This is a genomic window from Stutzerimonas stutzeri (assembly GCF_051028275.1).
Lineage (GTDB): Bacteria > Pseudomonadota > Gammaproteobacteria > Pseudomonadales > Pseudomonadaceae > Stutzerimonas > Stutzerimonas stutzeri_AS.
On the sequence record NZ_CP069269.1, the window covers coordinates 391,052 to 403,710 of the forward strand.

15 protein-coding genes are annotated in these 12,659 nt (G+C 59.4%); 5 read left to right on the forward strand and 10 right to left on the reverse strand.

Features of this window, described 5'->3' with window-relative positions; all coding sequences use genetic code 11:
• Nucleotides 1–7: 7 nt before the first annotated feature.
• Nucleotides 8–718, reverse strand: coding sequence for a YggS family pyridoxal phosphate-dependent enzyme (locus tag JQR87_RS01790; RefSeq protein ID WP_407293202.1), 711 nt, complete (start codon nt 716–718; stop codon nt 8–10).
• Between the two features lie 66 nt (nt 719–784).
• Between JQR87_RS01790 and JQR87_RS01795 the strand changes: the two genes are divergently transcribed.
• Together JQR87_RS01795 and JQR87_RS01800 are read left to right on the forward strand one after the other, a co-directional pair.
• Nucleotides 785–1,819: a type IV pilus twitching motility protein PilT gene (locus JQR87_RS01795; RefSeq protein WP_407293201.1), complete on the forward strand. Its 1,035-nt coding sequence runs from the start codon at nt 785–787 to the stop codon at nt 1,817–1,819.
• Nucleotides 1,820–1,895: 76 nt separating this feature from the next.
• Nucleotides 1,896–3,041 (forward strand): PilT/PilU family type 4a pilus ATPase, encoded by a 1,146-nt coding sequence (locus JQR87_RS01800; RefSeq protein WP_407293200.1) that lies wholly within the window; start codon nt 1,896–1,898, stop codon nt 3,039–3,041.
• On the opposite strand, the gene JQR87_RS01805 is transcribed toward JQR87_RS01800, so the two are convergent.
• Together JQR87_RS01805 and JQR87_RS01810 are read right to left on the reverse strand one after the other, a co-directional pair.
• Nucleotides 3,042–3,872, reverse strand: coding sequence for a TIGR03915 family putative DNA repair protein (locus tag JQR87_RS01805; protein WP_407293199.1), 831 nt, complete (start codon nt 3,870–3,872; stop codon nt 3,042–3,044).
• Nucleotides 3,872–5,083, reverse strand: a complete 1,212-nt coding sequence (locus JQR87_RS01810; protein ID WP_407293197.1) for a putative DNA modification/repair radical SAM protein — start codon at nt 5,081–5,083, stop codon at nt 3,872–3,874. Before JQR87_RS01810 ends, JQR87_RS01805 begins: the two co-directional genes overlap by 1 nt.
• Nucleotides 5,084–5,218: 135 nt before the next feature.
• Here JQR87_RS01810 and JQR87_RS01815 point away from each other — a divergent pair, with 135 nt between their 5' ends.
• Complete coding sequence (locus JQR87_RS01815; RefSeq protein WP_407293195.1) at nt 5,219–5,614, forward strand: NINE protein; 396 nt, start codon at nt 5,219–5,221, stop codon at nt 5,612–5,614.
• A 65-nt stretch (nt 5,615–5,679) separates the two neighbouring features.
• Here JQR87_RS01815 and JQR87_RS01820 read toward each other — a convergent pair whose 3' ends face one another.
• The 7 genes from JQR87_RS01820 to gshB all read right to left on the reverse strand — a co-directional run bounded on the left by JQR87_RS01820 (nt 5,680) and on the right by gshB (nt 11,603).
• Nucleotides 5,680–6,951 (reverse strand): dihydroorotase, encoded by a 1,272-nt coding sequence (locus tag JQR87_RS01820; RefSeq protein ID WP_407293193.1) that lies wholly within the window; start codon nt 6,949–6,951, stop codon nt 5,680–5,682.
• Nucleotides 6,951–7,967 (reverse strand): aspartate carbamoyltransferase catalytic subunit, encoded by a 1,017-nt coding sequence (locus tag JQR87_RS01825; RefSeq protein ID WP_407293190.1) that lies wholly within the window; start codon nt 7,965–7,967, stop codon nt 6,951–6,953. Before JQR87_RS01825 ends, JQR87_RS01820 begins: the two co-directional genes overlap by 1 nt.
• Before the next feature lie 10 nt (nt 7,968–7,977).
• Nucleotides 7,978–8,490 (reverse strand): bifunctional pyr operon transcriptional regulator/uracil phosphoribosyltransferase PyrR, encoded by a 513-nt coding sequence (pyrR, locus tag JQR87_RS01830; protein ID WP_407293187.1) that lies wholly within the window; start codon nt 8,488–8,490, stop codon nt 7,978–7,980.
• 19 nt (nt 8,491–8,509) lie between these two features.
• Nucleotides 8,510–8,938 carry a Holliday junction resolvase RuvX gene (gene ruvX, locus JQR87_RS01835; RefSeq protein WP_407293185.1) on the reverse strand — a complete coding sequence of 143 codons (429 nt, stop codon included), beginning with the start codon at nt 8,936–8,938 and terminating at the stop codon, nt 8,510–8,512.
• Complete coding sequence (locus JQR87_RS01840) at nt 8,935–9,504, reverse strand: YqgE/AlgH family protein (RefSeq protein WP_407293182.1); 570 nt, start codon at nt 9,502–9,504, stop codon at nt 8,935–8,937. Before JQR87_RS01840 ends, ruvX begins: the two co-directional genes overlap by 4 nt.
• Before the next feature lie 79 nt (nt 9,505–9,583).
• Entirely contained in the window at nt 9,584–10,480 is an 897-nt protein-coding gene (locus JQR87_RS01845) for an energy transducer TonB (protein WP_407293179.1), read from the reverse strand.
• Between the two features lie 160 nt (nt 10,481–10,640).
• Nucleotides 10,641–11,603, reverse strand: a complete 963-nt coding sequence (gene gshB / locus JQR87_RS01850; RefSeq protein ID WP_407293177.1) for a glutathione synthase — start codon at nt 11,601–11,603, stop codon at nt 10,641–10,643.
• A gap of 238 nt (nt 11,604–11,841) precedes the next feature.
• Here gshB and pilG point away from each other — a divergent pair, with 238 nt between their 5' ends.
• Both pilG and pilH read left to right on the forward strand, forming a co-directional pair.
• Complete coding sequence (gene pilG, locus JQR87_RS01855) at nt 11,842–12,249, forward strand: twitching motility response regulator PilG (RefSeq protein WP_019339789.1); 408 nt, start codon at nt 11,842–11,844, stop codon at nt 12,247–12,249.
• A 44-nt stretch (nt 12,250–12,293) separates the two neighbouring features.
• The gene (gene pilH / locus JQR87_RS01860; RefSeq protein WP_407293174.1) at nt 12,294–12,659 is read left to right on the forward strand and encodes a twitching motility response regulator PilH; all 366 of its coding nucleotides are present in this window, start codon (nt 12,294–12,296) and stop codon (nt 12,657–12,659) included.

The window sequence follows — 12,659 nt, forward strand, 5'->3', positions numbered from 1 at the left end:
ATTCCTTTTATTCATGCTGGGCGTCTGTAGCTGCCTGCGGTGGGTAGTTACGGGCTCCGAACACTGCAGTGCCTATGCGGACCCAGGTGGCCCCTTCGGCAATGGCCGCCTCCAGGTCCTGGCTCATGCCCATGGAAAGAGTGTCCAGGTTCAACTGAAGTTCTGTTTGGAGTTGGCGCAGGCGGGCGAACGCGGCACGCTGCTCGGCTGGATCATCCGATGGTTCGGGAATCGCCATGAGGCCCCGCAGGCGAAGGCGGGGCAACCCGGCGATCGCGTGGGCCAGTTCGCGTACATCGTGCGGCTCACAGCCCGACTTACTGGCTTCGCCGCTAACGTTGACCTGCAGACAGACATTCAGCGGGCCGAGCTGTTCTGGACGTTGAGCCGATAGACGCTGGGCAATCTTCAGGCGATCCACCGAGTGCACCCAGTCGAAGGACTCGGCGATCAGCTTGGTCTTGTTCGACTGGATGGGGCCGATGAAATGCCAGGTTAACGGCAGGTCGGTAAGGTCCGCCTGTTTTTCCAGCGCTTCCTGCAGGTAATTCTCGCCGAAATCACGAAGGCCCGCTTCGCTGGCCTCCCGAATGGCCTCGGCTGGTTGAGTCTTGCTCACCGCCAGCAGCTGCACCTCGTCGGGATCACGGGCCACAGCTTGCGCCGCCTCACGGATGCGCGTTCCGACCTTTGCAATATTCGTCGCTATCGTGGACATTACCTGCGCCTGCCACCGTTGGGTCTGCGCGGCATTCTACCTGCTTGCTTGTAATTGGGGAGTCCCATGGATATCACTGAGCTGCTGGCCTTTAGCGCCAAGCAGGGTGCGTCGGATTTGCACCTGTCTTCCGGCTTGCCGCCGATGATCCGCGTTGATGGCGATGTGCGCCGGATCAATCTGCCCGCGATGGACCACAAGCAGGTGCACGCGCTTATTTACGACATCATGAATGACAAGCAGCGCAAGGATTTCGAAGAATTCCTCGAGACCGACTTCTCGTTTGAAGTGCCCGGCGTGGCACGCTTCCGGGTCAACGCGTTCAACCAGAACCGCGGCGCCGGTGCGGTATTCCGGACCATTCCGTCCAAGGTGCTGACCATGGAAGACCTCGGGATGGGTGAAGTCTTCCGCAAGATCACCGATGTGCCGCGCGGGCTGGTGCTGGTCACCGGACCGACGGGTTCGGGCAAGTCGACAACCCTGGCGGCGATGCTCGACTACCTGAACAACAACAAGTACCACCACATCCTCACCATCGAAGATCCGATCGAATTCGTTCACGAGTCGAAAAAGTGCCTGGTCAACCAGCGTGAAGTGCACCGTGACACGCTCGGCTTCTCCGAAGCGCTGCGCTCGGCACTGCGTGAAGACCCGGACATCATTCTCGTCGGCGAAATGCGGGACCTGGAGACCATCCGTCTGGCTCTGACCGCTGCGGAAACTGGCCATCTGGTGTTCGGCACCCTGCACACCACATCGGCAGCCAAGACGATCGACCGGGTAGTGGACGTATTCCCGGCTGAAGAAAAGTCGATGGTACGCTCGATGTTGTCCGAATCGTTGCAGGCGGTCATCTCTCAGACCTTGCTGAAGAAGGTCGGGGGTGGTCGAGTGGCGGCGCATGAAATCATGATTGGCACGCCCGCCATCCGAAACTTGATCCGTGAGGACAAGGTGGCGCAGATGTACTCGTCCATCCAGACCGGCGGGTCGCTGGGTATGCAGACGCTCGATGCCTGCTTGAAAGGCTTGCTGGCCAAGGGGCTCATCACACGCGATAGCGCCAAGGAAAAAGCCAAGCAGCCGGAAAACTTCTAAACCTATCCGGACCTGGCGCGATGCCGGGTCCATTCGCTTTGACACAGCGCGGCTACGCCAGCCTACGAGAACGACGATGGAATTTGAAAAACTGTTGCGCCTGATGGTCGAAAAGGGCGGCTCCGATCTGTTCATTACCGCCGGCGTACCGCCTTCAATGAAGGTCAACGGCAAGATCCTGCCCGTCAACAAAACGCCGATGTCGCCCGAGATGACTCGCGAAACGGTGCATGCGGTAATGAACGAGCAGCAGCGCCGCGAGTTCGCTGAGAATCATGAATGCAACTTCGCCATCAGCGCCCGGGGTATCGGTCGTTTCCGCGTCAGTGCTTTCTACCAGCGCAACCTTGCGGGCATGGTGCTGCGCCGTATCGAGACGAACATCCCGACGATTGAAGAGCTCAAGCTGCCGGACGTGCTGAAAAAGCTGGCCATGACCAAGCGGGGCCTGGTGTTGTTTGTGGGTGCGACCGGTACCGGTAAGTCCACATCGCTGGCGGCGATGATCGGCTACCGCAACAAGAACTCCAGCGGTCATATCATTTCCATCGAGGATCCGATCGAGTTCATCCATCAACATCAGAGTTGCATCGTCACCCAGCGCGAAGTCGGGATCGATACGGATTCCTTCGACGTGGCGTTGAAAAACACGCTGCGCCAGGCGCCGGACGTGATTCTTATCGGCGAAGTGCGGACCCGTGAAACCATGGACTATGCCGTGGCGTTCGCTGAAACCGGCCATCTCTGTCTGGCGACGCTGCACGCCAACAACGCCAACCAGGCCTTGGACCGGATCATCAACTTCTTCCCGGCGGATCGGCAGCAACAGGTATGGATGGATCTGTCGCTGAACCTCAAGGCCATCGTCGCCCAGCAGTTGATTCCTACGCCGGACGGAAAGGGGCGGCGCGCGGTCATCGAGGTGCTGATCAACACGCCGCTGGCAGCCGACCTGATTCGCAAGGGCGAGGTCCACGAGCTCAAGTCCCTCATGAAACGTTCAACCGATCTGGGCATGCAGACGTTCGATCAGGCGCTGTACAACCTCTACGTACAGGGCGAGATCACCTACGAAGACGCCTTGCTACACGCTGACTCATCCAACGACCTGCGGTTGATGATCAAGCTGGGCTCGGAGACCGATGGTGAACATCTCAAAAGCGTGTCGCAGGGTCTGACACTGGAAGTCAGTGACGACGACCCTGGACGCAGCTTCCGCTGATCAGCGCTGCTCAGGTCGGCATATACGCTTGCCTGGCCGCTCGGCTACGCGTTCGGCCTGCCCGTCACGTTGCGCTCCGGCCCGCGCCTGGCTCATTAGTTGAGGAATCAGGGCGCCCTCAGGCAAGTTCTTCCAGAATCGAACCGGCAGGTTGCTTTCCATTACGTTGCGGTTGAGTCTCGCCGGATTGAAGGTGCTCTCGTAATAGGTTTTCCAAAGTTCCGCCCCTGGGTCCCGCGCGTTTCTGGCCAGCTGCCGCCAGGCGGGCGGGCATGGCCTGGCGTAGTGCATGACCGCTCCATCCCATAGCACCGCGTCGCTTGGCGTCGCGATCAGCCAGGAATTCAAGCCCATCCGCTCGGCGAAGTGAGGCGCTGCACTGGATAGCACGTCATGCGCAGGCTCGAACCAGGCGGCATAGTCCGGCGCCTCGCTGCCGCCTGTAGGGCTAAAACGTAGGAAGGCATGCATATGGTGCGTTTCACGGCGTACGGCCTTGATGCGCGCGTGTAGGTCAGTTCCGTCAACATCGCCCACCAGGCGGGCCGTTTGGTCACCTTTTGCGACCCGCCAAAGAACGCGATACAGCAAGCTCCACCGATCAGCCGTGCGAAAGCGGGCCGCGTTCTGCAGTTCGTCGATCAGCTGTCGTGGGATGCGTACTGGCGGTGCTGGATCGATTGGTCCGCTTGTATGCGGCTCATCGAACAGGCCACCTACATCGTCGTTGCCGAGCCATTCGACTTGATGTGGCGCGACGCCGTGTTGAAGCAGGTCACGCGCCGCATCGCGCCAGCTATCGAAGCTGCCATCAAACCGCACCTTACGCATCACCACAGCCCCATCTGTACCGGGCCCTCGCTGAGGCGCTGGCGCAAGGTTGTCGATTCCCGATAGGCAAGGCTTGGTCGATAGTCGTGAGTGATGACGAAGGGTTTGGCTTTTTCAAGCGAGCAGCGAAGGCGAGTCAGGTCTTCGAAACGGATGCGTTTCTGTCGGCGTAGCGCGACCAGGCGTTTGGCGCTGAGGATGCCGATCCCAGGAATCCGTGCGATCAGCGTAGGCTCAGCTCGATTCAGATCGACGGGAAAGTGCTCACGATTGGCGAGCGCCCAAGCCAGTTTGGGGTCGATGTCCAGCGCTAGATTTCCCGGCTCCGAGAGCAGCTCGCTGGCTTGAAAGCCGTAACCACGCATCAAGAAGTCGGCTTGATACAGGCGGTGTTCGCGCAGCAATGGCGGTGCTTCGAAAGGCACCGTCTTGGGACTGTGCGGGATAGGGCTGAATGCTGAGTAGTACACGCGACGCAATTTGTAGTCGCCATACAACGTCTGGGCGGTGTGCAAAATGGTGCTGTCATCGGTAGCGTCGGCACCGACAATCATCTGAGTACTCTGGCCTGCCGGTGCAAAGCGTGGTGCGCGTTTTTCCGCTTTTGCCTCGGTCTCGCCCGCATGGATAGCATGCATCGCCTGCTTGATGGTTCCCACCTGCTTTTCAGGTGCAAGGCGGATCAGGCTGGACTCGGTCGGCAGCTCAATGTTCACGCTCAGCCTGTCGGCATAGCGGCCGGCCTCCGCGATGAGTTGCGGATCAGCGTCCGGAATGGTTTTCAGGTGAATGTAACCGCGAAACTCGTGTTCTTCGCGTAACAGCCTGGCCACTCGATTGAGCTGCTCCATGGTGTAGTCCGCCGAGCGGATGATCCCGGAGCTGAGGAACAAGCCGCTGATGCAGTTGCGCCGGTAGAAATCCAGCGTCAGCTTGACCACTTCTTCCGGAGTGAAGCGTGCGCGCGGTACATCGCTGGAGCGCCGATTGACACAGTACTGACAGTCGTAGAGGCAAAAGTTGGTAAGGAGGATTTTCAGCAATGCCACACAGCGACCGTCCGGCGTGAAGCTGTGACAGATACCCATTCCATTGGTGGCGCCAAGCCCGCTCTTTCCCTTCGAGCTGCGTTTGGGGGCGCCGCTACTGGCGCAGGACACGTCATATTTTGCGGCGTCGGCCAAGACGCTGAGTTTCTCGATGAGCTGCATGTCGGTCGCCGAAATACTGTTTAAGCATACAGTATCATGAGCGGCGGGGCCGTCGGTGCCCGTTGGGCGGGTGAATCGACTGCTGCCTTTATCAGTTAAGCTGGGCGCTACGTTCGAACTTCAGGCGAGGCTCAGATGCGGCAAAACACCCACAGCACCGTGATCGGCTACCTTTTGTGGATCTTCGGTTTCCTTGGATCGCACCGTTTCTACTACGGCAAACCTATCACCGGCACCATCTGGTTTTTCACGCTCGGTTTGTTCTTTGTCGGCTGGATCATTGACCTGTTTCTGATTCCTTCCATGGATAGAGAAGCCGACCTGCGTTTCCAGCCAGGCCCGATCGACTACACCGTCGCCTGGATTCTGCTGACCTTCCTGGGCATATTCGGCGTGCATCGGATGTATCAGGGCAAGTGGATCACTGGCTTGATCTATCTTTGCACCGGTGGGCTGTTCTTCGTTGGCGTCCTCTATGACTTCTGGACGCTGAACAGTCAGGTATCGATGCAGAATATGGAACGACGCTGATCGGCTGAGTTGCGTCAGGCCGCCGTGGGGGCGTTCGGCTCCCAGCGCAGCGGCCGTGGGCACGTCTAGCCTGAAAACGCGACCCTTCCGTCAACCAGCGTGTAGCGAACTGCTCCGGGCAGGCAATGACCGACAAAGGGGCAATTGCGACCTTTCGAGTGCCATTGTTCGCCAACCAAGGTAGTGCTGCTCGGATCGAACAGCACCAGATCGGCGGCACCTCCGACAGTCAAATGGCCGACCGAAAGCCGTAACGCGGCTGCCGGTCCAGTAGTGAGGCGACAGAGCAGGGTTGGTAAATCCAATAGCCCGTCTTCTACCAGTGTCAGAGCGAGCGGTAGAAGGATTTCCGCGCTGCTGATGCCGGGTTCGGTCTCGCCGAAAGGCGCCTGCTTGGCATCGGCCTCATGCGGTTGATGATGACTGGAGATGGCCGAAATGACCCCGCTCCGGACCGCCTGGCGGAGGCCCTCGCGATCAGCTGCGCTACGTAAGGGAGGCTGCACGTGGTAGAGGCTGGAAAAGCCATGGAGCGCTTCGTCAGTCAGAATGAGCTGATACATCGCCACGTCCGCCGAGACTGGCAGGCCGCGCCCTTGTGCTTCAGCAATCATCTGCGCGCCGCGGGCCGTGGTGATCTGGCTGAAATGGGCCCGCACGCCGGCTTGCTCCACAAGCAACAGGTTGCGCGCAAGGGCGATGGTTTCCGCCGTTTCTGGTATCCCGGCAAGTCCGAGGAACGCCGCTGCTGGGCCTTCGTGGGCCAGCCCCCCTTCGGCCAGGTCGCTGTCCTGGGAGTGGATGACGACGGTGAGGTCAAAGGTCGCCGCATACTCCAGTGCTCGACCGAGGTTGCGGTTGCTGGTGAAGTTGGCCAAGCCATTGCCGAAGGCGACGCAGCCCGCGTCACGTAGTGCGACCAGCTCCGATAACTGTTCGCCTGCCAGATCGCGTGTAAGTGCGCCAATCGGGAAGACTTTGGCATGGCCTGATTCGCGGGCACGATCGAGGATCAGTTCAGCAACCGCGGCGGTATCCAGCACCGGCCTGGTCTGAGGCGGACAGCAAAGGCTGGTGATGCCACCAGCGGTTGCCGCGAGCGTTTCACTGGCGATGTTGCCTTTGCGGCTGTAGCCGGGTTCGCGGAGCGCCACCGACAGGTCGACAAGGCCGGGTGCTGCGACCAGTCCACGTGCATCAATGGTTCGTGCAGCGCTAAAGCCCGCCGGAGCCTGGCCGAACGCGATGATTCTGCCGTCTTGGCAATAAATGTCGGTGACTTCGTCACGCCCGCTGGCCGGGTCAATCAAGCGCGCACCAAGGATATGGGTGGGCATCAGTTCTGCTCCTCGGCTGCGTTTTCCTGTTCGAGTTGCCTTTGTGCGGTCTGTCCACTCATGGCCATGGAAAGCACCGCCATACGAATGGCGATTCCGTACGTGACCTGGTTGAGGATCACCGACTGGTGACCATCGGCTACCGCTGATTCGATCTCGACGCCGCGGTTTATCGGGCCTGGGTGCATGACGATTGCGTCAGGTTTGGCCAGCGCCATCCGCTGCGTTGTCAGGCCGTACAGGCGATAGAATTCGCCCTCGCTGGGCAGCAAGCCGCCCTGCATACGTTCGCGTTGCAGGCGCAGCATGATCACGACGTCGACGTCGCGCAGGCCCTCGTTCATGTCGTTGTAGACCGTGACGCCGTACTGATCGAGGCCGACCGGTAATAGCGTCTTCGGCCCGATCACGCGGATGTCGGGGCAGCCGAGTGCTTTCAGCGCGAGCATGTTGGAGCGGGCAACACGTGAGTGCAGGATGTCGCCAACGATGGCCACCGAGAGCTTCTCGAAGTCGCCCTTGTGACGGCGGATGGTTAGCATGTCGAGCATACCCTGCGTTGGATGCGCGTGGCGCCCGTCGCCGCCGTTAATGATGGCCACGTCGGGGCAGACGTGCTCAGCAATGAAGTGTGCCGCACCTGAATCGGCGTGGCGCACCACGAACATGTCTGCGGCCATGGCCTCGAGGTTGCGTAGGGTATCGGTCAGGGTCTCGCCCTTGCTGGTGGACGATGTCGAAACGTTCAACGTGATCACGTCCGCGGAAAGCCGCTTGGCTGCCAGTTCGAAAGTGGTCCGGGTGCGTGTGGAGTTCTCGAAGAACACGTTGCAAACGGTCTTGCCTCGCAGTAACGGCACTTTCTTCACTGCCCTTGCGCCGACCTCCAGAAATGAGTCGGCGGTGTCCAGAATCTCGGTAAGCAGAGCGCGGGGCAAGCCATCCAGCGAGAGGAAATGGCGCAGCTGACCGTTATCGTTCAGCTGGAGGGGGCGCTTGGCGTCGGTAGGCGTCATCGCGAGGGTCTCAATTGGCAGAAGCGAGGGTCTGGTACTCAAGCGCTAGCGGTGCAGGGCCTAGCAGCTTTACGCGTTGGTCGGGCGCCAGTGAGAGTGTCGCGCCGACCACGTCTGGGCGGATTGGCAGCTCGCGGGCGTTGAGGTCAAGCAGGCAGACCAGACTGACACTTGCCGGCCGGCCATAGTCGAACAATTCGTTCAATGCAGCACGAACGGTGCGGCCACTCATTAACACGTCATCGACCAGTACGAGATGCTGCCCTTCGATTTCGAATGGTAGCTCCGACGGGCGAACTTGAGGATGTAGTCCGTTCTGGCTGAAATCGTCGCGGTAGAACGAGACGTCCAGAATTCCAAGGGTTTCGTTCCTGTCCCGTTGATCAAGCAAAGCCTGAGCGACCCAGACGCCGCCAGTGCGAATGCCGATGAAGCGAGGTTCGCTTATGCCCCGGCTCTTCAGATGCTCATTCAGCGCTGCAGCCATCTCGGGAAGCAGCTGATTGGGATTGGGCAGGGTCATGATTTCTCCTGAGTCCGCTTTATGCGGTTTGCTGGGCACTCAGCCAGCCTTCGAGTAAAAGAGCTGCGGCCAGGGCATCAACGGGGCGTTCACGGTAACCGCCGCTCTGACCGCCACGCAGCCGTTCGCCTTTGGCTTCGTAGGTCGTGAGGCGTTCGTCATGGGTATGCACTGGCAAGTTGAAGCGACCGTTGAGGCGGCGGGCGAACTTCTCCGCACGAGCGCTCATCTCGCTGGGACTGCCGTCCATGTTCAGGGGCAGGCCGACGACCAGCGCATCCGGCTGCCACTCGCGTAGCAGCGCCTCGATGCGCAACCAGTCGGGTACGCCATTCTGAGCCTTGAGCACGCAGAGTTCGCGAGCCTGCCCGGTAATTGCCTGGCCAACTGCGACTCCGATCTGTTTGGTACCGTAGTCGAAGCCCAGCAGCAGACGCGGAAGGCTCATGCGTGGCCGACCTGGCTACTGAGCAGCCGAAGGTCGACTCCCAGCGATGCGGCGGCTGCGGACAGACGTTTATCGTGCGGAACATCAAAAAGGATGTGTAGCTGCGCCTGGCAGCTCAGCCAGGCGTTCTCTGCCAGCTCGCTTTCTAGCTGGCCGGGCTCCCAGCCGGCATAGCCAAGCGCAATCAGGTGCTGCCTTGGCCCGTAGCCATCGGCAATCGCAAAGAGCACATCCTGTGAGGTCGTCACACCTAACGGACCCAGGTTCAGCGTGGCCTGAAACTGGGCATCGGCTGGGTGCAGCACGAAACCTCTGTCGGTCTGTACTGGGCCCCCTGAGAAAATTGTCTGATGATGGGTATCAGGGCCCGTCGGTTGATCTGGTCTTAACTGCTCGAGCACGTCGGCCAGGTTCAAGCCGCTGGGGCGGTTGACGATAAGGCCCATGGCGCCGTCCTGGTTGTGTTCAACCAGATAAATTAGCGATTGCGCGAAGTTCGGATCCGCCATGTGGGGCATGGCGATCAGAAAGTGATGCTTAAGGTAGCTAGGGGAGGTGGCGTTCATGGTGGCTAGCTTAAGCGTTAGGGCCGGGGTCGGGAAGCCGTCACGCCGGATAGGGCGTCTGGCACGCCCGATCAATACGTTATCGGCTCGACAGCCGGTCGCCACGCTCGAAGCGCCAGGTTCTGATGATCTCGACCTGATCGAACTTCTGGGCCAGTTCACCTGAAAAAGGTGCGAAAGGGGCTGCTAGCCTGACGATCCGCATTGCTGCTTCGTCGAGCAAGGGTTGCCCCGAGGATTCGAGTACGCGGAGCTCCTGTACCGTGCCGTTTCGGTCAATGACCACGAGCATGCGCAAGCTGCCATAAATTCGCTGCCGGCGCGCCTCGTCTGGGTAATTCAGATTGCCGATGCGCTCCACTTTCTTGCGCCACTCGTCGCGATACCAGGCGCTGATGTCTCGCATGGTCGCAGCGCTGTTTTGCCGACTGACACGAGGTCGCTTGGCATACTGCTCGACTTGCTGGGCGAGCTCAGCCTCAAGGCTGGCGATTTCGTCGCTTAGCTGGGAGCTGTCATAAACCGGTGCTGGCTGGCTTTGCGGCTGGGGCTTGCTCTTCTGGGGCTTCGCGGGGGTCTTGTCTGGCTGCGGTGCGCGGGTTGCTACGGCTGTGTTCGGCGCTTCGCTTTGGTTGCTCGGGGGCGGCGAAGCTGCGGGTGAGACCTTGCGCACCTGTGTGTCCTGAAACGGCGCCTGTTCAGTGGTCTTTGGAGACGCCTTGTGTTCCAGCGTGCCGCTGCCCTGTTGATTATCCTGTGCCAGGAAGTCGGCTTCCTTGGGCTTTTCTTCACTTTTGAACGTAGACAGGGTGATTTCCAGCGTCTTGCTGATCTGTTTCGGCTCTGAGATAGAGAACCCCAGGCCAAGGATCAGCGCCGCATGCAGTGCGGCCGCTATAAGCACCATGAAGCCGAGACGATCCGCCGGGCGAACGTCGGGACGGGCAGGAGAGGGTTGGCGTGTAGCGGCGTTCATCACATTTCAGTCGGCTCGAAGAGCGGGCAGTCTGCCCAGCGCGGCTGTAAAAGTCTATGAACCAGGCGGCAGCTTTGATGAGTCGGCGCAGCGATGCGTCGCTCCTGGGGCAGCAGCTAGTGGGCATAACGGCGGTTGGCTCAGGGCCAACCGCAGTGCATCAATTGTTGGCTCTGCTCTGCAATCTTGCAGCGATAACGTCCATCAGGCGTTCAGCGATACGAGTGTCGAAGGCATTATCGATCTCACGGATACAGGTCGGGCTGGTGACGTTGATTTCGGTGAGGAAGTCGCCAATCACATCGAGCCCTACGAAAAGCAGTCCACGTTTGCGCAGCTCAGGTCCGACAATTGCAGCGATCTCTTTGTCGCGTTCGGACAGCGGTTGCGCGACGCCGCGGCCCCCTGCGGCGAGGTTGCCCCGTGTCTCACCTGCTGCAGGGATTCGTGCCAGGCAATAAGGTACTGGCTCTCCATCAATCATCAGGATTCGTTTATCCCCTGCCGTAATGGCCGGAATGTAACGCTGCGCCATGATTTGACGGCTGCCATGCTCGGTCAGTACTTCCAGAATCACAGAAAGGTTCGGGTCGCCTTCGCGATGGCGGAAAATTGATGCGCCGCCCATCTCGTCCAGCGGTTTGAGAATGATGTCACGCTGCTCGCGGGCGAACTCACGCAAAATGTCGGACCGTCGACTGACAACCGTTGGCGGCGTGCACTGCGGAAATTGGGTGGCGAAAAACTTCTCGTTGCAATCGCGGAGGCTTTGCGGCCGATTTACGACCAGCGTACCGGTCTGCTCGGCAAGCTCCAATAGATAGGTGGCGTAGACATATTCGCTGTCGAAGGGCGGGTCCTTGCGCATCAGGATGACATCAAGTTCGGCGAGTGGGCTGTCGATCTCTTCCCCCATCTCATACCAGTGCTGGGGGTCGTTGAAGACACTGATCGGGCACATGCGTCCTCGAGCTTGACCGCCTAGCTGATAAAGGTCGCGTTGCTCCATGTAGTAGATCGTCCAGCCACGGGCTTGGGCCGCAAGTAGCATGGCCAGAGAGCTATCCTTCTTGAATGCAATCTGCGCGATTGGGTCCATGATGATCCCGACGCGAACAGTCATGTGATGATCTCCTGCAGGAGGCAGAATAGGGCCTGCCAAGGGGCTTGAAATATCGACGCAGATTGGCCGCGGTTGTGCGCTGGGTCAAGGAAAATCCTGCTGCTCCGGCGGCAGATAGCTTGCATTTGAGGAGTGTGCTAAAAAGGTCCGGCGATTGGGTGCAGCCCATCGATGACAGGGCCTCCGGCGCACTGACATAACGATAAACTACGACTCACCGAGGCGATGGTAGGGCGAAATGGAACAGCACTCCGAGGGCTTGAAGGTCATGGTGATCGACGATTCGAAAACGATTCGTCGCACCGCCGAAACGCTGCTGAAAAAAGTAGGTTGTGACGTGATCACGGCGGTGGATGGCTTCGACGCGCTCGCCAAGATTGCAGATAGTCACCCGCGCATCATCTTCGTCGATATCATGATGCCTAGGCTTGATGGGTATCAGACTTGCGCGCTGATAAAGAACAACAGTTCGTTCAAGTCCACCCCAGTGATCATGCTGTCCTCCAAGGACGGCCTGTTCGACAAAGCCAAGGGGCGGATCGTGGGGTCGGATCAGTACCTCACCAAGCCGTTCAGTAAAGAAGAGTTGCTCGGTGCTATCAAGGCTCACGTGCCTGATTTTGCGCCGGTAGAGCAAGTATCCTGAAGTTCGGCCCTGTGTGCCGCTGAAGCCTTTCCTACGGAGAAATCATGGCTCGCGTTCTGATTGTTGATGACTCGCCTACCGAGATGTACAAGCTGACTGCCATGCTGGAGAAGCATGGTCATGTCGTATTCAAGGCCGAAAATGGTGCCGATGGCGTAGCGCTTGCGCGCCAGGAGAAGCCCGACGCCGTATTGATGGATATCGTCATGCCCGGTTTGAATGGATTTCAGGCTACCCGTCAACTGACTAAAGATGCTGAAACCAGTCACATTCCGGTGATCATTGTGACGACCAAGGATCAGGAAACCGATAAGGTCTGGGGTAAGCGTCAAGGGGCTAAGGATTACCTGACCAAGCCGGTGGACGAAGCGACATTGCTGAAGACTCTGAACGCGGTACTAGCCGGTTGA

Bases quoted from the DNA above. Each gene is read 5' to 3' on its own strand.
- JQR87_RS01790 (WP_407293202.1), bottom strand. From the start codon at position 718: ATGTCCACGATAGCGACGAATATTGCAAAGGTCGGAACGCGCATCCGT.
- JQR87_RS01795 (WP_407293201.1), top strand. From the start codon at position 785: ATGGATATCACTGAGCTGCTGGCCTTTAGCGCCAAGCAGGGTGCGTCG.
- JQR87_RS01800 (WP_407293200.1), top strand. From the start codon at position 1,896: ATGGAATTTGAAAAACTGTTGCGCCTGATGGTCGAAAAGGGCGGCTCC.
- JQR87_RS01805 (WP_407293199.1), bottom strand. From the start codon at position 3,872: ATGCGTAAGGTGCGGTTTGATGGCAGCTTCGATAGCTGGCGCGATGCG.
- JQR87_RS01810 (WP_407293197.1), bottom strand. From the start codon at position 5,083: ATGCAGCTCATCGAGAAACTCAGCGTCTTGGCCGACGCCGCAAAATAT.
- JQR87_RS01815 (WP_407293195.1), top strand. From the start codon at position 5,219: ATGCGGCAAAACACCCACAGCACCGTGATCGGCTACCTTTTGTGGATC.
- JQR87_RS01820 (WP_407293193.1), bottom strand. From the start codon at position 6,951: ATGCCCACCCATATCCTTGGTGCGCGCTTGATTGACCCGGCCAGCGGG.
- JQR87_RS01825 (WP_407293190.1), bottom strand. From the start codon at position 7,967: ATGACGCCTACCGACGCCAAGCGCCCCCTCCAGCTGAACGATAACGGT.
- pyrR (WP_407293187.1), bottom strand. From the start codon at position 8,490: ATGACCCTGCCCAATCCCAATCAGCTGCTTCCCGAGATGGCTGCAGCG.
- ruvX (WP_407293185.1), bottom strand. From the start codon at position 8,938: ATGAGCCTTCCGCGTCTGCTGCTGGGCTTCGACTACGGTACCAAACAG.
- JQR87_RS01840 (WP_407293182.1), bottom strand. From the start codon at position 9,504: ATGAACGCCACCTCCCCTAGCTACCTTAAGCATCACTTTCTGATCGCC.
- JQR87_RS01845 (WP_407293179.1), bottom strand. From the start codon at position 10,480: ATGAACGCCGCTACACGCCAACCCTCTCCTGCCCGTCCCGACGTTCGC.
- gshB (WP_407293177.1), bottom strand. From the start codon at position 11,603: ATGACTGTTCGCGTCGGGATCATCATGGACCCAATCGCGCAGATTGCA.
- pilG (WP_019339789.1), top strand. From the start codon at position 11,842: ATGGAACAGCACTCCGAGGGCTTGAAGGTCATGGTGATCGACGATTCG.
- pilH (WP_407293174.1), top strand. From the start codon at position 12,294: ATGGCTCGCGTTCTGATTGTTGATGACTCGCCTACCGAGATGTACAAG.